The sequence below is a fragment of the Streptomyces sp. ISL-12 genome, assembly GCF_018614415.1.
GTDB lineage: Bacteria > Actinomycetota > Actinomycetes > Streptomycetales > Streptomycetaceae > Streptomyces.
Window position 1 is genome coordinate 32783 of record NZ_JAGGOO010000122.1, and the last position, 23988, is coordinate 56770.

Here is a 23988-nt window from a genome sequence, read left to right on the forward strand (position 1 = left end):
TGCTCTTCACTTGTTGTCGAGTACGTCGACGTAGGCGTCGATCGCCTGCTCGCAGGAGCGCGGACCGCCGGCGCCCCACACCCGCGCCGGGAACGAGTGGGCGCGGCCTTCCTTGACCGCCGGGAGCGTCTTCCAGATCTCGTTCTTCTTCAGCGCCTCGACGTACCCGCCGGCGCCTTCGTCGTTCGCGTAGAAGAGGTTGGCGTCACCGACCGCGGTGAGTCCCTCGACGTCGGTCTGGGCGAGTCCGTAGGAGGGGTCGACGCCGCCGTCCCCGTGGTCCTTGTTGATCGCGTCGGTCCACGCCGGGGTTATGCCGAGTTCCTTGCCTATCTCGGTGAACAGGGCGCCGTCGCTGTAGGGGCGGACGGTGAGGTTGCCGCCCTGCAGCCATCCGTCGAAGAACAGAAACTTCTTGGTCGGCAGATCGGCGTCGACGACCTTCTGCTTGGCCGTCGCGAGGTGCGCGTCGAACTCCTCGAGCACCTGGTCGGCGCGTTCGGTGCGGCCCGTCGCCTTGCCGATCATGCTGAACACCTCGCGCATGTTCCCGATCGGGTCGTCCGGGTCCGCCCCGCGCGTGACCATCACGGGGACGTCTCTCTTCTCCAGCTTCTTGACCATCTCGTCGTCGGCCTTGAACGCCTCCACGATGATCAGGTCGGGGTCGGCCGCGTAGAGGGTGTCGAGGTCGGGCTCCTCACGGGTGCCGATGTCCGTCACCCCGCCGGGCAGCTTCTCGGCGCTGACCCAGGTGCTGTACCCCTCGGCGTCGGAGACGGCGGTGGGGGTGACGCACAGGGTCAGCGCGTCCTCGATCTGCTGCCACTCCAGGACCGCGATCCGCTCGGCGGGCTTGTCGAGCTTCACCTGCCGGCCGACGCCGTCCTTGAAGGAGACCGGTCCCGTCGAGGTGGTCGTGGTGTCGTCGGCACAGCTCTCGGAGGCGGGGGACGCGCTGGCGCTGCCGCTGCCGCCCGTGGCCTTGTCGACGTCGGTGGTACCGCAGGCCGTCGCGGCGAGAAGGGAGATGCCGGTGACGGCCGATGCGGCCAGGCGACGGGGACGGTTCATGACTGATCCTCTTTCATGGGACGCGGATGATCGCTGCGGTGTACTGACGCGGTGTGGCGGCTGCTCATCGGAGCGGTGGACGAGCCGCCTGGGGAGGGACGGGCGTGCCGGGGTGCCGCCCGACCGGGTCGATGCGGAGCCGGCCCGTGCGGGGGTCGACGCCGACCTCGACCTGGATGTCGTAGACCTCGCCGATGTTCTCGGCGGTGAGGACGTCCACGGGTGCGCCCAGCGCGTGGACGCGTCCGGAGCGCATGAGGACGAGGGTGTCCGCGACCCGGGCCGCCTGGTCGAGGTCGTGCAGCACGATCCCGACCGCGATGCCGTGCTCCTGGACGAGGTCGCGCACCAGGTCGAGCGTCTCGATCTGGTAGCGCAGATCCAGGTGGTTGGTCGGTTCGTCCAGCAGGACGACGCCGGTGTCCTGGGCGAGGCAGGCCGCGAGCCAGACGCGCTGCATCTCCCCGCCGGACAGTTCCCCGACCGGCCGGCCGGCCATGTCCCGTACGCCGGTGACGCCCATGGCGCGGTCGACGGCGGCCCGGTCCTCGGCGGTCGGTCCGGCGAAGCCGCGCCGGTAGGGGTGACGGCCGAACGCCACGACCTCCGTGACCGTCAGCCCCTGGGGCGCGGGCCTCGACTGGGAGAACAGGGTGACCTCGCGGGCGAACTGACGCGGGCTGAGCAGCGCCGCGTCGCGCTCGGACGGTTCACCGGGGGCGCCGAGCGTCACCCGGCCGCCGTCCACCCGGTGCAGCCGGGAGAGCGCGCGCAGCAGCGTGGACTTGCCGCTGCCGTTCGGCCCCACCAGGGCGGTCGCCCGGCCGGGCTCCAGGGCGATGGAGACACCGTGGACGACCGGCTTGCCGCCGTACCGCAGCACCAGGTCGTGCCCGGCGAGCGCGCCGGCCGGGGCGGCGGGGCCGGCCGCGGGGTCACTGGCGGGCCGGAGGGGATTCGTGAACATCGAGACGGGTCCGGACGGTCGGAGGGACGAGGACGGCGGCACCCTCCGTCCGGCCTTCACCGGAAGGGCCGCGCACTCCCCCACGCACGGACAGCACCGTTCGCGTCGAGCAACAACTAAGGGTTACCTAACTCCGAGAAGGCTATAGTCCGCTCGCCATGCCGACAATCAGGAGTTCTGGTCACGCGATACGGGATTCCGGACATGCCCAGAAATCCCGTCCGTCGCGCCGAAGAACGCGCCCGGCGTGGTGCCCATGACCCGCCGGAAGGCGGCGATGAAGGAACTGGGCTGCGCGTAGCCGAGCGTCTCGGAGACCGTCGCCACCTCGCTTCCCTCGGCGAGGAGCGCCAGCGCCCGGTGTACCCGCAGCATCTGCCGCCACTGCGCGAAGGACAGGCCGGTCGTCTGGCGGAACGCTCGGGTGATGGTGCGGTCACTGGTCCCCAGCCGTCGCGCCCACTCCTCCAGCGAGCGGCAGTCGGCGGGATCGTCCAGCAGGGCCGCGGCGATCGCGTCGATCCGGGGGTCGCCGGGCAACTGCAACGCGAACTGCCGCTCCGAGGGCCGCATCACGTCGAACACGACCGACTCCGCCCGCGCCCTGGCCGCCGCGTCGAGATCCGTACGGGACAGATGGGTCAGCAGTGACTCCAGCAACGGCGTCATCGCGATCGCCTTGGGCTCCCCGTACGCGAACGGGGTGTGCTCGGGCGCGAAGAAGGCGTGGAAGAACTCCGCGCCCGCCGTCGCCCGGCCCTCGTGCACCATTGCGGCGGGCATCCACAGCCCGTGCCCGCCGAACACGGTGAAGACGCTGTTCCTCACCCGGGAGGTCAGCGTTCCCCCGCGCACCCAGACCAGTTCGTGCAGGTCGTGCGCGTGCGGCGGGTACTCCGTGGGAACCGGGACGACCCGGAAGCCGGCGACGATGGAGGACGGGGCCGCTGCCTGCTCCGGCAGCGCCAGAGCCCGGCGCACCACGGTGCCCGCCTCCCGCCGCCACATCCCGGGGGTCGACTCACCGCGGGACGATCGGACCATATCGGCGAGTCTATCCGAGCAGGTCCGGCGCCCCGGCGGCGGACGTCGGCCCACGACCGACGGCCGGGACGCACCCGCAGACGGCTCAGACCCGCGCCGCGAACCCCACGAACCGCGACCACTGCGCGCGCCCGACGGCGAAGTGCGGACGCGTCACGTCCTTGGAGTCCCGTATGTGGATGGCCTGCTCGGTGACAGCGATCTCCACACAGTCGTCACCCTGGCTGCCGCTGTAGCTGGACTTGAACCACGCCAGTTCCGTCGTGCTCATAGTTCTCCTCGGAGTCGCTCCAACAGACCCCGCGAGTCCTTGGCGTTCAGGGCCTGCGAGCGCAGTGTGTCATAGCGCTGGTAGAGCAGGCTCACCTCTTTCGCGTCGGAAATCAGGCGACCGTTCTGCTGGCCTTCGGAGTACGCGAACCGCTGCCCCTTGGGAGTCTCCAAGAGCCGAACCGGCCCATCCAGACAGGCATGCAACCCGGCCTCCATCGGCACGATCTGGAGGGTCACGTTGCGCGGTGCGGTCAGCTCCAGGACATGGTCCAGCATCTCCCGCATCTGCTCCGCGTCCCCGAACCGCCGCCGGAAGACGTGCTCCTCGGCGATGAAGCTGAACGGCGTGGTGGGCCGCTCGAACAGCATCCGCTGCCGCTCCATGCGCCGGGCCATAAAGTCCTCCAACTGCTCATCCGGCGCCACGGGCACCGTCCCCTCGAACACCGCCCGCGCGTACCCCGGCGACTGCAACAGCCCCGGCACCAGCCGGCACTCGTACGTGCACAGGCTCAGCGCCACCTGCTCCAGCCGGGCCCACCGCCGGAACCAGGCCGCCAACCCGGCCTCGCCGCGCGTCAGGTGCCGTGACGACTTCCTGAGCGCCCCCGTGTTCCCCGTTGCCTCCTCCCCCAGTTCCACGAAGGACTCGTCCGGCATCCGCCGGCCCAACTCCACCGACTCCACGGTGTGTTTGGAGAACTGGACGCGTGTCGCGAACTCGGCCCTGCTGAGCCCCGCGTGTTCCCGCAGGGCCTGGACGACGGCCCCGAAGGTCCGCAGACTGTCCGAGGGGTCGGGCTCCCGCACCTCCGTCTCACAGGCCGCCTCCGGTTCCCTGCTCTCGCTCATGTCGCCGTGCGTCATCCGCGGCCACCTCCAGGTGTGTACGTCGCGTGCTGTATCCCCGCGATCGACAGCACCCAGGGTGACGGCGAGATCGTCGTACCGTCTACTCTTTGTGCCCGTACGCTGACGCACCGTACGCACCACGCCCCGGGCCGCACGCCCGCGCGCCCGTCACGGAGTGAGCGACGTGAGGGTGCCCCCCTCGACCTTCAGCGCCGCGCCGGTGGTGGCCGACGCCCGTTCCGAGCCGGTGAAGAGGATCAGGTCGGCGACCTCGGAGGGGCGGATCAGCCGGCCCAGCAGGGAGGTGGGGCGGAAGCGGGAGATGAACTCGCGCTGGGCGGCGTCGAAGGACTCCGCCTCGGGGATGAGGGCGGTGATGTACTCCTCGATGCCCTCGGTGTGCGTGGGGCCGGGCAGGACGGAGTTGACGGTGACGCCGGTGCCCGCGGCGGCCTTGGCCAGGCCGCCGGCCACCGCCAGCAGCGCGGTCTTGGTCATGCCGTAGTGGACCATGTCCAGCGGCGTGTCGATGGCCGTCTCGCTGGAGACGAAGACGATGCGGCCGAAGCCGCGTTCCATCATGCCGGGCATGTACTGGCGGGCCAGCCGTACGCCGCTGAGGACGTTGACCTCGAAGAAGTGCCGCCACTCGGCGTCCTCGATCTCCAGGACCGGGGTCGAGGCGAAGATGCCGGTGTTGTTGACCAGGACGTCCACCCGGGGAACCGCCTCCAGCAGGACCTGGGCCCCTTCGGCGGTGGTGACGTCCGCGGCGACGGTGACCAGGTCGGCGCCGGGTACGCGCTGCCGGATGCCCTCGGCCGCCGCCTTCAGGCGCGTCTCGTCACGTCCGTTGAGGACGGTGCGGGCACCGGCACGGGCGAAGGCCTCGGCCGTGGCCAGCCCGATGCCCATGGTGGAGCCCGTGACCAGGGCGGTGCGGCCGGCGAAGTCGATCTGCATGGTGTTTCGTTTCCCTCGGGGTTTGAGACGGATCGTTCTCACTCATTTTGAGACGGAGCGTTCTCTCCTGTCAAACTTTGTTACAGAGAACGTTCTGTCTCATACTGGGATCGGCCAGGCCCCCAGGCCGAACCACCCGAACCAACCACCCGACCCACCCGACCCACCCGCCCGAGGAGGACCCGTGGCGCGACGCTCCGCCGAGGAGACACGGCGGCACATCCTGAAGGTCGCGGGCGACCTGTTCTACGCCCGCGGGGTCCGCGCGGTCGGCATGGACCTGGTGATCAGCCGCGCGGAGGTGGCCAACGCCACCCTCTACCGCCAGTTCGCCACCAAGGACGACCTGGTCACCGCCTACCTCGTCAGCCGCAACGACGACTGGTGGCGGCACCTGCGCGAGTCCGCCGCCGCCGCGCCCGACGCCCGCGCGCGCATCCGGCTCCTGTTCGACCTCACCCGCCAGGACATGACCCGGCCCGGCTACCGGGGCTGCGCCACGCTCAACATCACCAGCGAGTTCCCCGACGCCGAGCACCCGGCCCACGCCGCGGCCGTCGCGCACAAGACCGAGGTGCAGGAGTGGCTGTCCGAGCAGCTCCGGGAGGCCGGGGACACCGACCCCGAGGACACCGCCGGGAAGCTCCTCGTCATCCTCGACGGCGCACAGGTCCTGGCCGCCGCCATGGGCACCACCACTCCCGGCGACCACATGACCGAACTGGCCGAACAGCTCCTGGAAGCGCGGCTGCCCGCACCCGGGACGGGGTCCAGATGATCAATTCCAAGGGGGCGGTGGTCGTAGGCGGTCAGTGAGCGCAGGACGGGCTGTCCGGTGTGGTCGCTGCGCCAGATCGCGGCGGTTGTTGCGCGGTTGTCGCGAGGACTCGCTCCAGGAAGCGGGCGATGACACCGCCGGGGTGCGTCCTCGGTACTGTTCGAGGTGAGCTGGCCTTCGGCTCACGGAGCCTGGCTCGGGGACTCACCCACCGGGTGCGACGCGATAGGTTCCCGGCGTCTGGCCCATGGTGCGGCTGAACGTGTCGATGAACGCACTGGTGGTGGCCCATCCGCACTGGCGTCCCGTTTCACTGACGCTTGCTCCCTCCGCCAGCAGCACCATGGCGTGAAACACCCGGACGTTGGTTCTCCATTGTGGATAGGTCATGCCGAACTCACTCCTGAACAGCCGGGCCAGGGTGCGCTCGCTCACGCCGATGCTCCGCGCGAGCCAGGCGGCAGTCCGCGGCTGCCGCAGATCGCCGGCCACCAGCGCGCACGCCTGCCGCAGCAGGGGGTTGGTGGGAGTGGGCAGCGTCAATGGCTCCACGAGGGCTCGCCGCAGCCGGTCCCGCAGGACGGCGCGCAGGTGGCGTGCCTCCTGCTGCGGGAGGGACGGTTCACTGCACGCGATGATCAGTTCGCGCACCAGGGTGTCCACGGCCACGACGACCGGCACCCGGGACCTCAGCAGGACGTCGTGGGCGGCGAAGCCGAGCGTGTGCACGGAACTGTGCCCGTGCACCCGGTGCTGATGCCAGATGCCCGCCGGAATCCACACGGCGCGCGCCCTGGACGCCACCCAGGACGCCTCGCCCGTCTGCACCGCCAGCACACCGGCGCTGACGTAGAGAAGCTGGTGATAGCCATGCTGGTGGCGGCCGATGACCTCGCCCGCGAGGTGGGCATGCGAGGTGTCCCTGGGCTCCGACGCCTCCTCCGTCTGACCGTTTTCCGACATACGACGGCAGAATAACGGAAGCGGTACACAGCGCGGTCCTGCCAGCGTGGTGGTCATGCCCACGACGTCCCACACCCCGCGCGAGCTTCCTCCCGCGGCCCCGCCCGCACTGAAGGCCCGGCTGGTCTCCAGTCTGCGCGGTATCGCCCTCGACACCCGCCCGCTGGCGCACCCTGCCTTCCGTCGCCTGCTGATCGGGCAGGGCGCGGCATACATCGGGACCATGGTCACCAGCGTCACTGTCCCGGTACAGGTGTACGCGCTGACCGGGTCGTCGCTGTTCGTGGGGCTGACGGGGCTGGCCGGCCTGGTACCGCTCGTGGTCTTCGGCCTGTACGGCGGCGCCATCGCCGACCGGTGCGACCGCCGTACGCTCTACCTGGCGTCGGCCTGCCTCACCTGGGCGATCACACTCGCCCTGCTGTTCCAGGCGCTCGCCGATCTGCGCTCGGTGCCCCTCATCCTCGCCCTCGTCGCTGTCCAGGCCGGCGCCTTCGCCGTGTCGTCCGCGGCCCGGGGCGCGATCATTCCCCGCATCGTCCCCACCTCGTTGGTACCCGCCGCGAACACGCTGTACTTCACCGCCGGCAATGTCGGGCAGGTCGCCGGGCCCCTTGTGGCGGGCCTCCTGATCTCGCTGCCGAACGGTTACTGCTGGGCCTACGGCGCCGACGCCGTGCTCTTCTCCGTCCTGCTGTACTCGGCCGTTCACCTGCCCCCGATCCCGCCGACCGGCTCGGGGGCCCGCACCGGCGGGCTGCGCTCGGTCTTCGACGGGCTGCGGTTCATCGCCGCCGCCCCCGTGCTCTGGATGTCCTTCGCGGTCGACATCGCGGCGATGACGATGGCCATGCCGACCGCCCTGTTCCCGGAAGCGGCACGGCTGCGCTTCGGCGGAGGAGTGGGACTGTTGTACTCGGCCATCGCCATCGGGTCGGTCGCAGCGGGGCTGTTCAGCGGATGGATCGGACGAGTGCGCCGCCAAGGCCGGGCGCTGGCGATCGCCGTCGCCACCTGGGCGGCGGCCATCGCCCTCGCGGGCACCGTCCACCACCTCCTCGCGGCCGCGGCACTGCTGGCCGCTGCCGGAGCGGCGGACCTCGTCAGCGCGGTCTACCGCGAGACGATTCTGCAGACCTACGCACCAGACGCCATGCGCGGCCGGCTGCAAGGCGTTTTCACCGTCGTCGTCGCCGGCGGTCCGCGCCTCGGAGACCTACGTGCCGGCGCCATGGCCTCCGCCACCGGTCTCGGTCTCGCGTGGACAGGCAGTTCGCTGCTCTGCATGGTCTTCGTCATCGTCGGCGCACTGCTTGTACGACCGTTCTGGCGCTACACCGTCACCATGGCACAGCCGCCATCCCCACCGACGCGTCCCGAAGCCGCACACCAGCCGTAGAACTGGCGCATCACGGCGCCGTCTCTCGTTCGTTCACCCGGAGATCCGAACTGAATCGCTGCGGTCAGCGCGAGGATGCGCTGCATGACGTCGCAGGTGGCAGCGCGCGTGGAGTCGTCGCCGGCTCCGCGACGCGCTGTGGCGCGCTGTGCCGCCAGGAGGTGTACGGCGCCGAACCCGCGGACGCGCACACGGACGCCTGCCGATCACTCCTGAATGAGCACCGTCCGGTCGCACTGGGCAGCGAACCGGTCTGGAAAGCGGACAACGCCCGCGCCCAGCCTGGTGGCCGTCGCTCCGCCGCGGAGCGCGACCAGGAGAAGGTGTGATGGACGTAGTCGTACTGGGAGCCGGACCCGTCGGACTCATGGCCGCGATGATGCTGGCCCGTGACGGGCACCGGGTCACCGTGCTGGAGCGCGACGGCGCGCCGCCGCCCGCGGGGGACGGCGAGGAGGTGTGGCGGGGGTGGCACCGGCCGGGCGTCAGCCAGTTCCGCCACCCGCATCTGCTGCTGCCCGCGGTGCTCAGGACCCTGACGGACGAACTGCCCGACGTGGTGACGGAACTGACGGCCCGGGGCGCGGTGCCCGCGAACCTCCTCGACGGTCCGCGGCGGCTCGGCGCGGCCGGCGCGTGGCGCCCGGGCGACGACCGGTTCGCCATGATGACGGCCCGCCGTCCGCTGCTGGAGGCGGCGCTCGGCTCCGTCGCCGAGGGCTGTGACCGCCTCACGGTGCGCCGCGGCACCGCGGTCGCGGCGCTGCTGCCCGGTAACGAGCGGGCGCCGCGGCGCCCTCATGTCGCCGGGGTGCTCACCAGGAGCGGCGAAGCCCTCCTCGCCGACCTGGTGATCGACGCCTGCGGCCGCAACTCGCCCGTGGGCAGGATGCTGCGGGACCTCGGCGCGCCGGGCCCCGTCGAGGAACGGGCGGAGGACGGGTTCCTGGCGTACACCCGGTACTTCCGCTCGGCGGACGGCCGCGTACCCGAGCTGCCGGCCGCGCACAGCGCCCACTACGCGTGCGTGTCGACCGTCGCGACCCTGGGGGACGCGGGCGTCTGGTCGCTGTCGGTCGGCGTCTCCAGCCGTGACCGCGCCCTGCGGGCACTGGCCCGCCCGGCGGCGTGGCACCGGGCCGTGGCCCTGCTGCCGCCGGTCGCGCACCTGGCCGAGTACGGCGAACCCGTCACGGACATCATGGCCATGTCCGGCATGGAGCGCAGGTACCGGCGTTTCGTCGTCGACGGCGTCCCCGTGGCGACCGGGGTGCTGAGCATCGGGGACGCCTGGGCCACGACCAACCCGCTGTTCGGCCTCGGCCTGTCGCTGGGCGCGCTGCACGCCACCGCGCTCCGCGACCTGCTGCGCACCACCGCCACCGACGATCCGCAGAAGCTCGCCCTGACGTTCGCGGACACGACGGAGACGGCACTCGGGCCGGTCCACCGCGGCATCGCCGGCTGGGACCGGCACCGGCTCGCCGAGATCGACGCGGTGGGGGCGGACGTCCCCACGCCGTACGACACCGATGACCGGGAGTGGCACATCCGGAGGGCGCTGGACGCGCTCAAGTTCCGGGACCCCGACCTGCTGCGGGTGTACGCGGCCGGAGCCGCGCTGCTCACCGGCCCCGGGGCCCGGCTCCCCGAGGCCGAGACGGCCGCACGGATCGCCGCCTTCGGCCTCCGGCCGCCCTACGGCGAACCGGGACCCGGCAGGGCCGAGCTGCTCGCCGCGATCGGCGGCCCTGCGGGCCGCTGAAGCTCCCGACGCTCCTAGGGGGTGTGGGACTCCCCGGTACCCGGCCCTCCGCCCGCCGGGCCGGGGCGCCGCGCGGCCCGGCGGGCGGAGGGCCGGGCCGCGTGGGCCAGCCCCGCCAGCGCCAGCACGGCCAGTCCCGCCGGCAGGGCGAGCCCCACGCCGAGCGCCACCCGCACGATGAACAGATCACTCATGCTCCCTCGTTCCCCTCGTTCTTGTTTCTCGTTCTTGTTTCTTGTTCCGGCTCCGTTTGTCACAGCGCTGTGCCGGGGGCGTCCTGATCGGATGCGCCGACCGAACCAGCCGGCTCAGCCGGTCGTCGTGCTGACTGAGAAGGCGGAACCGTGGAACACGCCGCGGCCCGCCCACCGACCGAGAGGACCCCCGTCATGAACCGCCGCCTGCGCACCGCCCTCGTCGTCTCCGCCGCCCTGAGCGCCGGCCTGCTCATGACCGCCTGCGACGACGGCTCGACCGACGCCGCCGACACGGAGTCGGCCTCCTCCAGCACCTCAGCGGGCGCGGCGGCCGGCGCCACGGCCACCCCGACCGCCACGCAGAGCGGCGGGACCGGCGGCAGCGGCGGCGAGGCCGAGGGCCAGTCCTCGTCGTCCGAGGGCGACTCCGATGCCGCCGACAAGAGCGGGTACGGCCAGAGCTGCGGCACCAACGACCTCCAGTGGTCCGCCGAGTCCAAGACGCAGGCCGGCGGCTACTACCAGGTCAGCGTCAAGGCCAAGTCCGGCATCACCTGCGTACTGCCCGCCGGTCTGCCCGTCTTCGCCTTCGGCTCCGGCGGCACCCAGGCCGGTCCCGCCGAGCAGGTCGCGGGCGAGGAGATCACCCTCAGCGGCGGCAAGACGGTGTACGCGGGGGTCAACCCGAAGAGCGCCGACAGCGACACCGGCGTGGAGTACAGCACGATCATCGCCTCCGTCAGCGAGGGCGACCCCAACCCCGTCTCCCTCGACATCGACAGCGCCGTCGTCGACGAGCCCGTGACGACCAACTGGCACACCGACCCCGCCGACGCCGTCCCGTTCACTTCCTGAGCCGGGCATGAGCCGGCCGTGCCTCAGCCGGCCGGCCGGGAACCGGCCCGCCCCTCCGCCCGCTCCCCGGCCCGGTCCTCGCCCGGCTTGCGGAACCGGTGGTAGAGCGGGGCGAAGAGGACGGCCAGCACCATGCCGCAGGCGATCTGGAAGGCCCAGCGGAGCCAGCCGCCGGGCGCGTCGGACACCCGGTCCAGCAACGTGTGGGAGAAGGGGTACGCCACGAGCGCGCCGATCAGCACCAGCCACCAGGGACCGGACCAGCGGCCCCTGGCGACGGCGGTGGCGCCGAGGGCGATGACGATGACGACGGCCATGAGGGCGGTGAGGGTGGTGTGCATGAGAACTGCTTTCCGCCCGGTACGGGCTGCTGGTGAACGAAGCGGCCCGGGGCGGTGACTCCCCGGTGCCTCACACCTGTTGCTACGGCCCTCGTCCCCGACCGGTTCGGTGCGGCCTCCCCCCGTACCCGTGTCAATGTGCCGTCGTCAGTTCCCCGGTGAGCGGTACGTCCGGGTGCGCGCGGTTGCTGACGACGGCGAGCCGGGGGCCTTCCGCGTCGTGCTGCCACTGCCCGCCGGCCAGGGGGAGCAGGGCGATGTTGGGCGTCGGCCCCCGGGTCCAGTCGAGGCGCCCGGCGATGGTGTCGAGCCTGGTGCCGGCGAGGGCGTCGGCGACGGAGGCCCGGTCGGTGGGGTCGCTCGCGACGGTGAGGGCGTGGTGTGCGGTCTCCAGGAGGGCGTGGGCCAGGCCGAGGGGCTGGAGCCACGCCGTGCCGGTGTCCCGCTGGTAGGCGTGGGCGAGTTCGGCACACGTGGTGCCGTCCAGGCTGGAGCGGTAGGGGTGGCCGGGACTCCAGTAGACCAGGGTGGCCACGCCCGCGTCGGCGAGTTCACCGTGGACGCCGGGGGCGGGAGCGGTGTGGGTGTGCGGGTAGGTCAGCCAGCGTGAGCAGGTGATCAGCCGCGGACGGAGCCCCTCCTCGCGGGCCTGGCGGTGGAAGAGGGCGAGGTCGGTGGCCGTCGCGGCGCTGGTGATGACATCGGCGCCGTGCTCGCGCATCCGGCCGACCTGCGAGTGGAAGCCGTCGGCCGGTTCCGGGTAGGCGCCGAGGTCGACGAGGGCGTGCCCGCGCGGGGACGTCACCGGGGCGAAGCCGTACCGCTCGTGCCGCAGCAGGGCGCCCTGGAGGTCGTCGTTCCACAGGCACCCGACGGCGCCTCGTCCGTCCACGCGCTCCCACAGGTCGGCGAAGACGGCCGCGATGTCGTCCAGTCCCCACGCGAAGTGGTACGTCCACCGGAAACGGTGCCCGGGCTCGGCGCCGCGCGTGTGGACGTACGCCTGCCAGGGGAACGTGGTCGACACACAGGGCACCCCGGCCTCTTCGCAGGCCCGGGTGACGGCGGGCAGGACCCGGGTGCCGGCCATGGTGAGCACGACGTGCGCGCCGTCGGCGTCGGCCAGGTCGTGCACGGCCCGCCGGGCCGCGTCGGGATCGGAGCGGCTGTCGCGCACGGCGATGGTCACGTCGTGGTGGCGGCCACCGTTGCGCACGCGCGCGAGTCGAGGGGTGAGCCTGCGCAGCGCGTACGACAACGGTGACCCGAGGGGGGCCAGCCGACCCGTCAGGGGCGCTACTACGCCGACGCACAGGGAAGTTGGCGAAGTCGACGCCATCATGACACCTCTGTCTGCTGGACCGGTGCGGTTGCTCAGTGGCCGGAACGTTCCGTGGTGACGCAGGTGGTCCTGCTGAACACCGCCACCGTCTCGTTGCCGCAGTTGTTGCTGTGGCCGGAGGCGTTCCGGGCGAAGACCAGGTTGGACAGGATGCCGCCGCTGGGGCCCACCTGGTCGCCGCCGCCCTTCCCGCCGTCCTCGGTCACACAGGTGCGCTCCTTGAACAGCGCCACCTTGCCCGTGCCGCAGAGGTTGGCGTGGCCGGAGGAGTTCCGGCCGGTGACGTTGGACAGCACACCGCCCGGTCCCGCGTCGCCGTCACCGGCGTGGGCCGTGGCCATGCCGGCCGGAACAGCCATGAGCATCCCCACGATCGAGGTCACTGCCGCCACGCGTCGAGTGCCGTTCATCTGTACCCGTCCTTCTTCACTGTCGGATCGCTCACCGGCCGTCGCGGCCGGAGCACTACGACTAACGACACGTCGGAAAAACGGCACCACCCTGGGGAGGTGAATGCCGCGAAAGTCCGTTGACCCAGTACGCCGAGAGGAGGGAGAGTCCCAATTCCGTTGACGCGGGCGGGAGATGACATGCGGCTTTCATCGAATTCGCCGTATTCCGCGAAGGTGGCCATGCCGGCCATACGGACGGCCGCGGGCACGTACACTCGCCCTGGCGGCACGGACCGCCACGGGCCGGTAGCCCACTGGCGTGAACGCAGCACACAACAGCGCAATCAGATCATAGTGATAAGCGTCTTATTCACATCCAGTGAATCCACGACCGACTTCAGCGCCATTGTCGAACCACTGCGCCAATCCTAATTTCGAGGCACAAGGCGGCGCACTCGAACGCCGCACCACCCCCCAGGAATTCAGGGACCTGCCATGCCTCCTCCCCAGCGAACGACCATCGTCAGCAGCGACTGCATCGAGGTCACCGGAACCGGCGACCCCGCGACTCCCTACCGGCTGGAGCCGGTCGTCGAGCAGGACGAGTGCAACGCGCTCGCCTGCACGGAGAACGGACTCCGCGTCCCCCGCACGGCGCTCTCCGGAATCGACCGGGGTGCGAACATCGGCCCCGCGCGCTCCGTGGACATCGATGTCATCGACAACGGCGCGGACGACTGCCCGGACACCTGGACCATCGGCGCCCGGCTCACCCCCGTGTACGGGCGTGCCTCCGGTCAGGACCGGACGCTGCCGCTCGGCGGCGCGTGGACGTCCACCGACTGCGTGGCGACGCTGCCGGAAGCCGGTGTGTACATGGTGACCGCCATGGCGGTGGGCCAGATCTGCGCCACCGCCAGGTACAGCACCAACGTGTGGATCACGTTCGGCCTCCAGCGCGACGGCGCCGGCGTCCTGTTCGGCTCCGGCCTGGTCCAGCACCAGTACGGTTTCCCGGCCGTCGGCAACGGCTTCCAGGCGTGTCACGCCGGCCAGGGCTCCATCACGGCGCACGTGGTCGTGGGCGACCAGGCCGTCGTCCGCGTGGTGGGGCGTGCCGACGGCCGGGTGGCCGCCGAGAGCACGGTGCAGAGCATCCGGCTGAGGGCGCCTCGCATCGCGTGGCACAAGATCTCCGACTAGAAGGTCGATGAAGATCTTGGTGAGGGGCTGTCCGGCCGTCAGGCCGGACAGCCCCTGCGGTCATGCACCGGCCGGTACGATGTGCCAGGTACCACTGGTGTGGGTGAGCCCAAGGTTGATCAGTCGGCGGAGGTTAAGGGCGGCGGCTCGGGTGTGGAGCCAGGTGTCGGAAGACCGACGTCGCGCCCGCCGGCGGAGCCCGGGTGCCGGGACGCACGACAGGGTGCGCCCCGGCACCCGGCCGCGCGCGGGGGCGGCGGAGCACCTTCCCGTCTCGTCGGCCGGAGGCCGGTCGCGGGTTGCCGGTCGCCGGTTGCTACTGCCGAGCGAGCGCGCGGGTGGCGTCGGTGCGCAGGGTGTGGCGGCGTACGGGACTCAGTTCACCGAGCACGGCCAGCCGGAGCACCCCGGCCGGGAAGCGGTAGCCCTGACCGGAGTACGGCGACGCCACCTCGGTCCAGGACAGCAGCCGCACCGCGACGGCCTGGTCCGCCAGCACCAGCACCTCGCCGACCGGCATCCGGCCGAGCCGGGCCACGCGCCGCATGTCGGGCCGGTCACCGAGCACGGCCGCCCGGTCGACGACCTGCCGCGCGGCGGGCGACAGTGCGGCGAGCCTGGCCCTGACCATGCTCCGGACGGCCGGCGGCACGGGCACCCGCCCGCCGGAGACGGAATGCGCGGAATGACGGATCAACTGGTCGAGCAGGAAGGGGTTGCCGCCGCTCAGTTCACGCAGCCGGCAAGCCGCCTCCGCTGACGCTGACGCTGACGCTGACGCGACGAGCCGTACCGCGGACTCCGTCAGCGGAGCGAGCGGTATCAGGTCGGCGCCGCGGCCCGCCAGCTCGGCCAGGAAGCGTTCCGTGGCCGGGCCCGCGTCGTCCGCCACGGTGCACAGCACCGCGTACGGCGACTCGCGCAGTGTCCGCGCGCAGGTGAGCAGCAGCCCCCGTACGTCGTCCGAGGCCAGGTGGACGTCCTCGACGACGTACAGGGTGGGTCTCGGGGCGGCGCCGCCCGCGTTCTCGGTCAGCCGCTCCAGCTGCCCTCGCAGCCGCCGCAGTTGGCGGTCCGGGACCCGGGCCCCCGGGTAGCTTTCCTCGGCGCACCGCGTCCACAGGACCTCCCAGCCGGTCTCGGCGGCCCCCCGGGCCACCTCCTCGGCGATCCGGGTCTTGCCCGCCCCCGGCTCCCCGGACACCACGGCCCACCCCGCGCGACCGGCGGCGGCGCTCCGCAGTACCTCGGACAGCCGTCCGAGTTCCGCCGCCCGGCCCGGCAGGTCCGGGTCCGCGTCCCGCGCGGTGGCCGGAGCGCGCCGGCCCGGTGGCCGCAGGGCCGCCGTGTCATGACGGAGGACCGCGAGCTGCGTCTCGCGCAGCGTGGGGCCGGGGTCGAGGCCGAGGTCCCGGGCCAGGAGGGCGCGTACCTCCTCGTAGCGTCGCAGTGCCTCCGCGGGCCGGCCCGCGCAGTACAGCGCGCGCATGAGCACGGCCCAGGACGCCTCGCGCAGGGGGTCGCGCGCGATGAGCCGTTCCGCGCTGGTGACGGCCTGGAGCGTCTCTCCCTCCCGCAGCAGCAGGGTGGTACGGAGTTCCTCGGCCGACAGCCGGAGGCCTTCGAGCCTGCTGGTCTCGGCCTGCGCGAACCGGTGGTCGCGGGCGTCGAGGAGCGGAGTGCCGCGCCACATGCCCAGCGCGCGCTCGGCCTCCTGGCGGGCCTCGCCGACCCGGCCGTCGGCCGCCAGCGCGTGCGCCTGCCGCACGGACCGTTCGAACCGCGCCGAGTCCAGCAGGTCGGGCGGGACGCACAGGGCGTACCCGGTGGGGACGCTGCGCAGGAGTGCGGGCCGCTCCTCGCGCCCGCGGCCGGGTTCCAGCACCGCGCGCAGTCTGCTGATGTGCGCGTGGACCGAGGAGACGGCGCTGGGGGGAGGCCGGCCGTTCCAGAGGTCGTCGCAGAGCCGTTCCACACCGACGGTGTGGCCGTTATCCAGCAGCAGACGCAGGAGCAGGGCGCGTCGCTTGGGCGGCCCCAGAGCCAGTACCTCGGCGTCCCGCCGCGCTTCCAGCGCGCCCAGCAAACGAAACTCCACGGTGGTCACGGTGGCACCTCTCTCGCTCGGTGCCACCCTCACCCGGTCGAGTACTCACCCGACAGCCCGAACGCTGCTCACCTCCGCTCACCCGTCGGCCGCCCGTACCGGTTCCACGGGCGGCCGGCGCCGCCGGTTCACCTGACCGGCGGGAGGGTCCCCCGGACGGTTCGGCCCGGCAAGACGACGACAAGGATCGGCCAAGCGGTCTCCCCCACGCTGACGACGCCGGCGCCACCGGGCGAGGGCCGAAGTCAGCAGGAGGAAACATGGGGGCCGTCGGCGCCATGAGGCAAGCCACGAGGGCCTCGCAGGGCACTTCCGCCCCACGGACGTGCGAACGGCCGGGTGACCGGCACGGAACCCGTCCCGACGCCGGCGACCCGGACTGCGAGCGCTTCGTCCGCCTGGTCTACGACGAACACGGCAGCGAGCTGCTGCGCTACGCCGCGCGCCTGCTGGGCGGGGACTGGGTCAGGGCCGAGGACATCCTCCAGGAGGCCGCCGTCCGCGCTTGGCGGCACGTCGGCCTGCTGCGGCAGCAGGCGGCGACCGGGTTGCGGCCGTGGCTCTTCACCGTCGTGCGGAACCTGTCGATCGACGACCACCGGGCCCGGCTGATCCGGCCCGTCAGCGCCGGCCCGGTCGACGACGTCGTCCTCCCCGTCGAGGACGACGTCGAACAGATCCTGCTGCGGCACGTCGTCCACGACGCCCTGGACGACCTCACGCCCCTGCAGCGGCAGATCCTGCACCACACGTACTTCCTGGGCCACAGCGTCGCCGAGACCGCCGAGGCGCTCGGCGTGGCCCGGGGGACCGTCAAGTCCCGCACGTACTACGCGGTGCGCGCGCTGGAACTGGCGCTGCGGCGCCGCGGCGTCCACTCCTGAGCGCGCAGCATCGGCTCGGCCAGCTGCGTCTGTCCGAACGGGTACCCCGAGAAGCGGATCCGGGCCACCGACTGACGCCCCTCCCGGGGCGGTCAGAGGGCGGAGTCGGGGATCCACGAGCCGTGGATCACGGCGGGCACGCGCCGCGGCAGGTGGATCGTGGCGACCGGGGACACGGTGAGGTCGGAGGCGTCGAGGACGAGCATCCTGGACGCGTCGGCGTTCAGGTCGCTCACGACGGTCAGCAGGTATCCCTCGTCCTCACCGGTGGTGCCGTCCGCCTGGACGAAGACGGCCTCACTGGGCAGCCGGCCGGTGCCGAAGGCGGTCTGGCGATCCTGCTGGCCCACTGGCCCCCGGGGCCCGGGCGTGGCAAGGCCCTGGGCTGGTGGGGAGCGGCCTCGGCGGCCGGGGGCGCCGCGGGGGTCCTGCTCGGCGGAGTGCTCACCAGTGCCCTGGGCTGGTGGGCCGTCTTCGCCCTCAGCGCCCTCCTCGCCCTGCCGGGCATCGCGGCCACTCCGCTGCTTCTGGGCCGGGGTGAGCGTGAGCGCGCCGCCCGCCTCGATCTGCCCGGCGCGCTCGTCGTGACGGCCGGTCTCACCCTGCTCGTCCTCGGCCTGGGCGCCCAGGGCCGGTTGCCGCTGCCGGGCTTCGTCGTCCTGGCAGCCGGAGTGCTCCTGCTGCTGACGCTCATGCCGGTCGAGCGACGCGCGCGGGACCCGCTGCTGCCGCCGGTGCTGCTGCGCAACCGTTCGGCCGTGGCGGGCAATCTGCTGATGCTGCCGCTCGGAGCGGTGTGGGTCGCCACGTTCTTCTTCCTTCCGCTCTACCAGCAGCGAGTCCTCGGTTACTCCCCCCTCGAAGCCGGCCTCACCCAAGTGCCGCTCGCGGCGGCCCTGATGACGGCGTCCTGGGGCGCGGGGCGGCTGCGGGGCACGCTCCTGCCGGGCTTCGTCGTGCTCGCGGCCGGCCTTCTGTGGCTGGCCCGGCTGCCGGTCGACGGAACGTTCCTCTCCGACCTGTTCGGCCCGTCCGTCCTCATCGGCACCGGCCTGGGCCTGGCCTTCGTACCCCTGACGGGGATGGGCGTCGCGGGCTTGGGGCCCCGGCACTCCGGCATCGCGGGCGGGCTGATCAACACCTCCCGGCAGGTCGGCGGCGCTCTGGGGCTCGCGGTCCTCACGTCCCTCGCGGGCCCCGCCGCCGACCGCACGACACCCGGGCCCGCCGCCTTGGCCCACGGCTACCGCCGCGCTCTCGTCGCGGCGGCCCTCGTCGCACTGCTCGCCGCCGCCGGAGCCGGCATCCGGCGCAAGCCCGCGCGTCCGGTCACGTCGTCGTGACGGCCGATTCGATACTGCGGTGCCGGGCGGCGCCGTGTGCGAAGTCGGGTACCGCCGACGTGCCCTCGCGCAGGTCGTCCAGGAACCGGCGGTAGGCATGCGCGACCGCGTAGGCGGCCGCGTCGGCTCGCGGGTCCAGTTCCGGGACGCGGACGTACGATGCCGGGACCGTCAGGGGAGTGAGGCCGGTGGACGTGTCCCGGCCGCCTTCGAGGGTGAGCGGGCTGAGCTGGGGATGGCCGATCGGGGCGGTGAGGACGAGGTCGCCCTCGGTGCCGTTGATCTCCCAGCGGAAGTTGGTTCCCCGGGACATGCCGCCGCGGTAGTGGAAGGTGGCCACCGCGCCGCCCGGCAGCCGTCCCGAGGCCACCACCTGGTCCGCGGCGGTCATGGGTACCGGCCGTCCGCTCCCGGTGTCCACGGCCGACGTACGCCGCGACACCGGCCGGATCCGCAGTTCCTCGGGCTCGCCCAGAACGGAGGCGAGTCCGTCGAGGGTGTGGCCGAAGGGAACGGTCAGCAGTGTCGTGCCGTTGGCGGCGTCGAGCACGTAGTGGTCGCCGGGGTTCACGGTGGCGCCCCAGGTGCCGCCGGAGCCGACGACCGTCGTGGACAGCACCTCCCCCACGTAGCCGTCGGCCACGAGGTCCCGTGCGTGGGCGAGGACCGGGTGCGACCGCGCCTGGAGTCCGACGACGGTCGGCACAGCGAGGTCGCGTGCCTGTCGCGCCATGTCCTCGGCCTGGGCGAGCCCGTTGCCGAGCGGCCACTCGCACAGCACGCTCTTGCCGGCGCTCAGCGCGGTGCGCACCAGTTCCCGGTGGTGCGGCACCTTCACCGCCACGACCACCAGGTCCACCTCGTCGCAGGCGACCAGTTCGGCCGCCGTCCCGAAGGTGCGGGACACACCGTGCCGGTGCCCGGAGCGCTCCGCCGACGGTTTCGAACTCGTGCTCAGGGCCCTCAACTCGTACCCCGGGACGGCGCGCAGGGCCGGCAGGTGGGAGCGCTCGGCCCAACTCCCGTGCGCTCCTAGCCCGATGATCCCCACCCCGATCGGCTTCTCGGACCGGGCCAGCTCGGCGAGCGGTGACGCGGATGTGTTCATGGCTCACAGTCCGTTCTCTGTGTGCGCGCGGACCGGGTTCGGGGCGCGCTCGCTGTCCAGCAAGGCCATGAGGGGTGCGGCGTACCGGGTACCCGCCACCGCGTCGGCCGGGACGGCCGCGTCGATCGCGCGCAGCTCGTCGTCGGTCAGGGTGACGCCGGCCGCGGCCACGGCCTCCTCGACGCGGCGGGGCCGACGGGCGCCCAGGACGGCCACGACGGTGCCGCGCCGACGGCCCTGGGTGACGACCCAGGCGGTGGCGAGTTGGGCGACGCTGGTGCCGCGCGCGCCGGCGAGCGGCCGTAGCCGGTCGGCGAGGGCGAGGTTCGCGGCGAGGTGGTCGGGGTGGAAGCGGGGCAGCCAGTGGGCGCGCGGGTCACCTCCGGCGGGCTGCCGGTAGGTGCCGGTGAGCAGACCGTGCGCGAGGACCCCGTACGCGGTGACGCCGATCCCCAGGTCGCGGCAGGTGTCCAGGATGCCGTTGGTCTCAGGGGCGCGGCTGAACAGGGAGTACTCGATCTGTACGTCGCAGATCGGATGCACGGCGTGGGCGCGGCGGATGGTCTCCGGCCCGACCTCGGAGAGCCCGATGTGGCGCACGTATCCGGCCTGGACGAGCTCGGCGATGGCGCCGACCGTGTCCTCGATCGGGGTGCCGGGGTCGAGCCGGGAGGGGCGGTAGATGTCGACGTGGTCGGTGCCGAGGCGGCGCAGCGAGTAGGCGAGCGCGTTCTTCACATGGGCGGGACGGCCCTCGATGCCGACGAAGGCTCCGTCGGGGCCGCGCAGACCGCCGAACTTGACGCTCAACACCGCCTTTTCGCGATCTCCCTCGCGCAGGGCGCGGCGGATGAGGTCTTCGTTGTGGCCCATGCCGTAGAAGTCGGCGGTGTCGAGGAGGGTGACGCCGGCGTCGAGGGCCGTGCGGATGGTGGCGAGGGCGTCGGCCTCGTCGGCGGGGGCGTCGTGGTCGGACATGTTGGCGCAGCCCAGCGCGAGAGGGGTGACCTGTGGGCCGTCGGTTCCAAGGATTCGGGTCTGCATGGATCCTTCCGCGGGGTGAGGTGGGTGAGGTGAGGGCGCAGCCGCCTGCTAGCGTTGACATCTCAACACTAGAAAGGGGCGTGTTGATATGTCAACGCCACCAGCCGACGGAGTTTCCGAACCGGACGAACCCCTGGGCCGGACCGCACCGGATCCCGTCGACCTCTGGTCCTCCTTCAAGCGCGCCCACGAACTCGTCCGCGCCCGGGTGATCGCGGACACCGCCGAGGCGGCGGGCCTGTCCGAGCCGGACCTGACGATCCTCGTCAACCTCGGCAAGGCGGGGGGTTCCCTGCGCCAGAGCGAGCTCGCCGCGTCGCTCGGCTGGGACCGCACCCGCATCTCCCACCAGCTCACCCGCATGGGCAAGCGCGGCCTCGTCGCCCGTGAACGCGCCGGCGGCACCAGCGTCACCGTCACCCTCACCGACACCGGACGCCAGACCATCACCGCCGTACAGCCCGGCCTGTACGCCGCGGTACGCCGCCACTTCACCGACAAGCTCTCCGCGCGGGAGATCGAAACGCTGAGTTCTGTGCTGCGCCGGCTGTAGCCGCCGGTCACGTGGCCGTCGCGCGGGCCGGCGGGCGGTTGATCGGCCAGCGCCGCGACGGAGGAACCGAGCAAGCGCCTTTCTTTGGTTCGGTCCGGAGCGACCAGCAGAAACGCAGGTAAGCACATCGCATACCCGCTCGCACCCTCTCAGCGCTTGGCCACGGGGGCGGGCAGGGCAGAGTGCTCCAGGAGCCGGCCATGCGACCCGGCCGTACAGCGGACGAGACGGCCCTGGTGCGGATCGTCCGTGGAGCCGGGTGCTACGGGACGGAGACGCACCACGTGGCACACCGGACCCGGCCCCGGCGCACAGCCGGACCGTGGCAGTACCCGGGAAGAGCGGCTCGGGCCTGCGCGGCGCGCCCTCGCCTCAGGGCCGGACCGGAGACGAGGCCGGCCAGGAAGTCCTCGACCTCTTCGATCCGGGGGAACGGGCAGGAGCCGTCCGGCGGACCGGGCGTCGGCAGCAGCGGCACGTGGCTCCCGGCAACCATGGTGGGCACGAGGTCGTCCTTCCTTCCCCGCTGCGCCGACCCCCGTCTGATCCCTCAGGCATGCCGCAGACGCATCAGCAGTACGCCCGGCACGTGCGGCAACGACACCCGCAGGCCGCCCCCGTCCCCGCCCCCCTCCCGGGCCACGGAGCCGGTGGTCCGCGTCGGATGCAGGATCTCCGCGCTCACCACCGCTCCCGGGAGGTTCCGCGCCTCGACGCGCAGGTCGCCGTCCCCGCCGCGGCGCCACACCGAGAGGTAGGACGTACGGCCGCCGGGTACGCGCATGCCCAGCGCCGGCCACTCGTCCGTCCACCCCGGCAGGCCGAGCGGCCAGCAGGGCACGGCGTCGGCCAGCTCGTCGCGAACGGTCTTGTGGACGGCCACCGCGTCCCGTACGAGCGCCAGTTGGTCCGGCGTCATCCTGTCCAGGTGGCCGGACAGGTGCATCCGGCCGAGCAGGGCGCCGCCCAGGGTGAAGGCGTTGAGGACGCCGTCGTAGTCGGTCTGCGGGTAGGCCCGGACGGCGCCCTGCTCGGGCGGGACGGCGGTCGGCGCGGAGGCGGCGATGGGCGGGGAGCGCAGCGGGTCCTGCTGGTCACTGGTGGACTGCAGTTGGGTGACGGCGAGGGGGGGCGCCGTCCATGCGCATGCCGCCGGAGGCGCAGTTCTCGACGACCAGGTGCGGATGCCGGTCGAGCACCCCGGAGAGCCAGTCGAGGTAGGCCCGCGCGTGTCCCAGCAGTCCGGCGCCGGGGGCGATGTCGTCCGGCCCGCGGGTGCCGGGGTCGACGACGATGTTGTAGTCCAGTTCGAGGTAGCCCACGCCCCAGTCGCCGACGATCCGGTCCACCGTCGTGTCGAGGTGGGCCCGGGCGGCGGGGTGCCGCAGGTCGAGCTGGTGGCGGCCCTGTTCGCTCAGGCGCACGCCGTCGCGCTGGAAGAACGCCTCCGCGGGCAGCGCGGAGGCGACGGGGCTGCGCACCCCGACGACCTCGGGCTCCAGCCACGGTCCGGGCACCATGCCGCGTTCCCTGATCCGGTCGAGGACCGCTCGGATACCGCCGCCGGGGAAGCGGCGTGCCGAGGGCAGCCACTCGCCGACGCTGTCCCACCAGCCGACGGTGTCGTCGTCGTACCACCCGGAGTCGACGCAGAAGTACTCCGCGCCGGCCTCGGCGGCCGCGTCGATCAGCGGGAGCAGCTTCCGCGTGGTCGGGTCGCCCATCAGGGTGTTCATGTAGTCGTTGCAGACGACGGGCAGCCGGGCGTGGTCCGGGTGCGGGCGGCGTACGGCACGGCGGTAGGAGATCAGCGCCCCGAAGGCGTCGTCCAGCCCGGCACCGAGGGCGAGCACCCCGGGCACGGTGGTGAAGTCGGCGCCGGGCTCCAGCCGGACGCGCCACTGGTGTTCTGCGTCCGTGGGCCCGTTCAGCGCCAGGTGGGTGCCGCGGTGGTACTCGCCGAGGTCCCAGCGCCAGCCGGCCGGCGACTCGACCCGCCACACCCACGCGTGACCGCCGTCGCGTGCGGTGAGGGCGCCCATCGGCAGGTGCCCGTCGGTGGGCCGGCTGCCGCGCCCGGTGACGGTGAGCGCCGCCCGGCTGTCGTGCTGGTGTGCGTCGACGCTGATGTCCACGACGGTGTCCCGCAGCGGCTCGGCGTACCAACGGCACTCCGCCAGCAACCGTTGCGGGCGCGGTGGACGTCGAGCCGGTCCGGGGAGCGCAGGGCTCCGAGCAGGAGGCTGGTGACGGACTGGACGACGACGTCCTGGCCGCTCTCGTTGCACAGCCTGACCCGGGAACGCAGCACCGGCAGTCCGGTGGGCGAGGAGAGTTCGGCCCCGGCGGCCAGGCCGCTGAGCGGGTCGTGGAGTTCGACGGTCAGGCGGCGACCGGATCGAACTGGGACGGGTCATCGGCTAGGGCCTGTCGTTTGGATCAGGACGCAGGACACCGGCGGGACTTGTCCATGCCGGTGAGCGGGGTCTGGTGCGTGCAGCTGCAAGGCGGAGGAGGGAGTCGACGCGATGGGGGTCCCCC

24 protein-coding genes and 1 pseudogene are annotated in these 23988 nt (G+C 72.5%); 8 read left to right on the forward strand and 17 right to left on the reverse strand.

Features of this window, described 5'->3' with window-relative positions; all coding sequences use genetic code 11:
• Window positions 1-6: 6 nt before the first annotated feature.
• From J7I94_RS29930 to J7I94_RS29955, 6 genes are all read right to left on the reverse strand, one after another.
• Complete coding sequence (locus J7I94_RS29930; protein WP_215172060.1) at window positions 7-1074, reverse strand: iron-siderophore ABC transporter substrate-binding protein; 1068 nt, start codon at window positions 1072-1074, stop codon at window positions 7-9.
• Window positions 1075-1138: 64 nt separating this feature from the next.
• Window positions 1139-2041, reverse strand: coding sequence for an ABC transporter ATP-binding protein (locus tag J7I94_RS29935; protein ID WP_215172062.1), 903 nt, complete (start codon window positions 2039-2041; stop codon window positions 1139-1141).
• A 168-nt stretch (window positions 2042-2209) separates the two neighbouring features.
• A complete protein-coding gene (locus J7I94_RS29940) occupies window positions 2210-3085 on the reverse strand; it encodes an AraC family transcriptional regulator (protein WP_251075941.1) in 876 nt (291 codons plus the stop codon).
• Window positions 3086-3170: 85 nt separating this feature from the next.
• Window positions 3171-3356 (reverse strand): DUF397 domain-containing protein, encoded by a 186-nt coding sequence (locus tag J7I94_RS29945; RefSeq protein ID WP_215172064.1) that lies wholly within the window; start codon window positions 3354-3356, stop codon window positions 3171-3173.
• The gene (locus tag J7I94_RS29950) at window positions 3353-4225 is read right to left on the reverse strand and encodes a helix-turn-helix transcriptional regulator (RefSeq protein WP_251075942.1); all 873 of its coding nucleotides are present in this window, start codon (window positions 4223-4225) and stop codon (window positions 3353-3355) included. Before J7I94_RS29950 ends, J7I94_RS29945 begins: the two co-directional genes overlap by 4 nt.
• 153 nt (window positions 4226-4378) lie before the next feature.
• Window positions 4379-5173 (reverse strand): SDR family NAD(P)-dependent oxidoreductase, encoded by a 795-nt coding sequence (locus J7I94_RS29955; protein WP_215172066.1) that lies wholly within the window; start codon window positions 5171-5173, stop codon window positions 4379-4381.
• Between the two features lie 184 nt (window positions 5174-5357).
• On the opposite strand from J7I94_RS29955, the gene J7I94_RS39085 reads away from it, so the two are divergent.
• Window positions 5358-5951, forward strand: a complete 594-nt coding sequence (locus tag J7I94_RS39085; protein ID WP_215172068.1) for a TetR/AcrR family transcriptional regulator — start codon at window positions 5358-5360, stop codon at window positions 5949-5951.
• A gap of 204 nt (window positions 5952-6155) precedes the next feature.
• Here the strand turns inward: J7I94_RS39085 and J7I94_RS29965 are convergent, their stop codons facing one another.
• Window positions 6156-6971, reverse strand: a complete 816-nt coding sequence (locus J7I94_RS29965; RefSeq protein WP_251075943.1) for an AraC family transcriptional regulator — start codon at window positions 6969-6971, stop codon at window positions 6156-6158.
• On the opposite strand from J7I94_RS29965, the gene J7I94_RS29970 reads away from it, so the two are divergent.
• Both J7I94_RS29970 and J7I94_RS29975 read left to right on the forward strand, forming a co-directional pair.
• Window positions 6970-8313, forward strand: a complete 1344-nt coding sequence (locus J7I94_RS29970) for an MFS transporter (protein WP_215172070.1) — start codon at window positions 6970-6972, stop codon at window positions 8311-8313. The two genes, J7I94_RS29965 and J7I94_RS29970, sit on opposite strands and share 2 nt — an antisense overlap.
• Before the next feature lie 328 nt (window positions 8314-8641).
• A complete protein-coding gene (locus J7I94_RS29975; RefSeq protein WP_215172072.1) occupies window positions 8642-10078 on the forward strand; it encodes an NAD(P)/FAD-dependent oxidoreductase in 1437 nt (478 codons plus the stop codon).
• A gap of 14 nt (window positions 10079-10092) precedes the next feature.
• Here J7I94_RS29975 and J7I94_RS29980 read toward each other — a convergent pair whose 3' ends face one another.
• Window positions 10093-10272, reverse strand: coding sequence for a hypothetical protein (locus J7I94_RS29980; RefSeq protein WP_215172074.1), 180 nt, complete (start codon window positions 10270-10272; stop codon window positions 10093-10095).
• 195 nt (window positions 10273-10467) lie between these two features.
• Here J7I94_RS29980 and J7I94_RS29985 point away from each other — a divergent pair, with 195 nt between their 5' ends.
• A complete protein-coding gene (locus tag J7I94_RS29985; protein WP_215172076.1) occupies window positions 10468-11130 on the forward strand; it encodes a DUF4232 domain-containing protein in 663 nt (220 codons plus the stop codon).
• Between the two features lie 23 nt (window positions 11131-11153).
• Here the strand turns inward: J7I94_RS29985 and J7I94_RS29990 are convergent, their stop codons facing one another.
• From J7I94_RS29990 to J7I94_RS30000, 3 genes are all read right to left on the reverse strand, one after another.
• Window positions 11154-11471: a hypothetical protein gene (locus J7I94_RS29990; RefSeq protein WP_215172078.1), complete on the reverse strand. Its 318-nt coding sequence runs from the start codon at window positions 11469-11471 to the stop codon at window positions 11154-11156.
• A gap of 133 nt (window positions 11472-11604) precedes the next feature.
• Window positions 11605-12813 (reverse strand): ABC transporter substrate-binding protein, encoded by a 1209-nt coding sequence (locus J7I94_RS29995; protein ID WP_306522593.1) that lies wholly within the window; start codon window positions 12811-12813, stop codon window positions 11605-11607.
• A gap of 32 nt (window positions 12814-12845) precedes the next feature.
• Window positions 12846-13223: a hypothetical protein gene (locus J7I94_RS30000; RefSeq protein ID WP_215172082.1), complete on the reverse strand. Its 378-nt coding sequence runs from the start codon at window positions 13221-13223 to the stop codon at window positions 12846-12848.
• Between the two features lie 477 nt (window positions 13224-13700).
• Between J7I94_RS30000 and J7I94_RS30005 the strand changes: the two genes are divergently transcribed.
• Window positions 13701-14408, forward strand: coding sequence for a hypothetical protein (locus J7I94_RS30005; protein ID WP_215172084.1), 708 nt, complete (start codon window positions 13701-13703; stop codon window positions 14406-14408).
• A gap of 316 nt (window positions 14409-14724) precedes the next feature.
• On the opposite strand, the gene J7I94_RS30010 is transcribed toward J7I94_RS30005, so the two are convergent.
• Entirely contained in the window at window positions 14725-16506 is a 1782-nt protein-coding gene (locus J7I94_RS30010) for a BTAD domain-containing putative transcriptional regulator (RefSeq protein WP_215172086.1), read from the reverse strand.
• 269 nt (window positions 16507-16775) lie between these two features.
• On the opposite strand from J7I94_RS30010, the gene J7I94_RS30015 reads away from it, so the two are divergent.
• A complete protein-coding gene (locus tag J7I94_RS30015; protein ID WP_251075944.1) occupies window positions 16776-17399 on the forward strand; it encodes a sigma-70 family RNA polymerase sigma factor in 624 nt (207 codons plus the stop codon).
• A 92-nt stretch (window positions 17400-17491) separates the two neighbouring features.
• Here the strand turns inward: J7I94_RS30015 and J7I94_RS30020 are convergent, their stop codons facing one another.
• Window positions 17492-17749, reverse strand: coding sequence for a carotenoid oxygenase family protein (locus J7I94_RS30020; RefSeq protein WP_308114758.1), 258 nt, complete (start codon window positions 17747-17749; stop codon window positions 17492-17494).
• Window positions 17750-17779: 30 nt separating this feature from the next.
• Between J7I94_RS30020 and J7I94_RS30025 the strand changes: the two genes are divergently transcribed.
• Window positions 17780-18742: an MFS transporter gene (locus J7I94_RS30025; RefSeq protein WP_251075950.1), complete on the forward strand. Its 963-nt coding sequence runs from the start codon at window positions 17780-17782 to the stop codon at window positions 18740-18742.
• Here the strand turns inward: J7I94_RS30025 and J7I94_RS30030 are convergent.
• Together J7I94_RS30030 and J7I94_RS30035 are read right to left on the reverse strand one after the other, a co-directional pair.
• A complete protein-coding gene (locus J7I94_RS30030; RefSeq protein WP_215172088.1) occupies window positions 18729-19850 on the reverse strand; it encodes a Gfo/Idh/MocA family protein in 1122 nt (373 codons plus the stop codon). The two genes, J7I94_RS30025 and J7I94_RS30030, sit on opposite strands and share 14 nt — an antisense overlap.
• A 3-nt stretch (window positions 19851-19853) precedes the next feature.
• Entirely contained in the window at window positions 19854-20894 is a 1041-nt protein-coding gene (locus J7I94_RS30035) for an aldo/keto reductase (RefSeq protein ID WP_215172090.1), read from the reverse strand.
• Between the two features lie 88 nt (window positions 20895-20982).
• Between J7I94_RS30035 and J7I94_RS30040 the strand changes: the two genes are divergently transcribed.
• Window positions 20983-21447 carry a MarR family winged helix-turn-helix transcriptional regulator gene (locus tag J7I94_RS30040; protein WP_215172092.1) on the forward strand — a complete coding sequence of 155 codons (465 nt, stop codon included), beginning with the start codon at window positions 20983-20985 and terminating at the stop codon, window positions 21445-21447.
• A gap of 262 nt (window positions 21448-21709) precedes the next feature.
• On the opposite strand, the gene J7I94_RS30045 is transcribed toward J7I94_RS30040, so the two are convergent.
• Together J7I94_RS30045 and J7I94_RS30050 are read right to left on the reverse strand one after the other, a co-directional pair.
• Window positions 21710-21952 carry a hypothetical protein gene (locus tag J7I94_RS30045; RefSeq protein ID WP_215172094.1) on the reverse strand — a complete coding sequence of 81 codons (243 nt, stop codon included), beginning with the start codon at window positions 21950-21952 and terminating at the stop codon, window positions 21710-21712.
• 45 nt (window positions 21953-21997) lie between these two features.
• Window positions 21998-23836, reverse strand: a pseudogene (locus J7I94_RS30050) (glycoside hydrolase family 36 protein); the annotation flags it as partial.
• Window positions 23837-23988: the final 152 nt, after the last annotated feature.

Coding starts and splice junctions, on each gene's coding strand:
- J7I94_RS29930 (WP_215172060.1), bottom strand. CDS start 1,074: ATGAACCGTCCCCGTCGCCTGGCCGCATCGGCCGTCACCGGCATCTCC.
- J7I94_RS29935 (WP_215172062.1), bottom strand. CDS start 2,041: ATGTTCACGAATCCCCTCCGGCCCGCCAGTGACCCCGCGGCCGGCCCC.
- J7I94_RS29940 (WP_251075941.1), bottom strand. CDS start 3,085: ATGGTCCGATCGTCCCGCGGTGAGTCGACCCCCGGGATGTGGCGGCGG.
- J7I94_RS29945 (WP_215172064.1), bottom strand. CDS start 3,356: ATGAGCACGACGGAACTGGCGTGGTTCAAGTCCAGCTACAGCGGCAGC.
- J7I94_RS29950 (WP_251075942.1), bottom strand. CDS start 4,225: ATGACGCACGGCGACATGAGCGAGAGCAGGGAACCGGAGGCGGCCTGT.
- J7I94_RS29955 (WP_215172066.1), bottom strand. CDS start 5,173: ATGCAGATCGACTTCGCCGGCCGCACCGCCCTGGTCACGGGCTCCACC.
- J7I94_RS29970 (WP_215172070.1), top strand. CDS start 6,970: ATGCCCACGACGTCCCACACCCCGCGCGAGCTTCCTCCCGCGGCCCCG.
- J7I94_RS29965 (WP_251075943.1), bottom strand. CDS start 6,971: ATGACCACCACGCTGGCAGGACCGCGCTGTGTACCGCTTCCGTTATTC.
- J7I94_RS29975 (WP_215172072.1), top strand. CDS start 8,642: ATGGACGTAGTCGTACTGGGAGCCGGACCCGTCGGACTCATGGCCGCG.
- J7I94_RS29980 (WP_215172074.1), bottom strand. CDS start 10,272: ATGAGTGATCTGTTCATCGTGCGGGTGGCGCTCGGCGTGGGGCTCGCC.
- J7I94_RS29985 (WP_215172076.1), top strand. CDS start 10,468: ATGAACCGCCGCCTGCGCACCGCCCTCGTCGTCTCCGCCGCCCTGAGC.
- J7I94_RS29990 (WP_215172078.1), bottom strand. CDS start 11,471: ATGCACACCACCCTCACCGCCCTCATGGCCGTCGTCATCGTCATCGCC.
- J7I94_RS29995 (WP_306522593.1), bottom strand. CDS start 12,813: ATGATGGCGTCGACTTCGCCAACTTCCCTGTGCGTCGGCGTAGTAGCG.
- J7I94_RS30000 (WP_215172082.1), bottom strand. CDS start 13,223: ATGAACGGCACTCGACGCGTGGCGGCAGTGACCTCGATCGTGGGGATG.
- J7I94_RS30005 (WP_215172084.1), top strand. CDS start 13,701: ATGCCTCCTCCCCAGCGAACGACCATCGTCAGCAGCGACTGCATCGAG.
- J7I94_RS30015 (WP_251075944.1), top strand. CDS start 16,776: ATGGGGGCCGTCGGCGCCATGAGGCAAGCCACGAGGGCCTCGCAGGGC.
- J7I94_RS30030 (WP_215172088.1), bottom strand. CDS start 19,850: ATGAACACATCCGCGTCACCGCTCGCCGAGCTGGCCCGGTCCGAGAAG.
- J7I94_RS30035 (WP_215172090.1), bottom strand. CDS start 20,894: ATGCAGACCCGAATCCTTGGAACCGACGGCCCACAGGTCACCCCTCTC.
- J7I94_RS30040 (WP_215172092.1), top strand. CDS start 20,983: ATGTCAACGCCACCAGCCGACGGAGTTTCCGAACCGGACGAACCCCTG.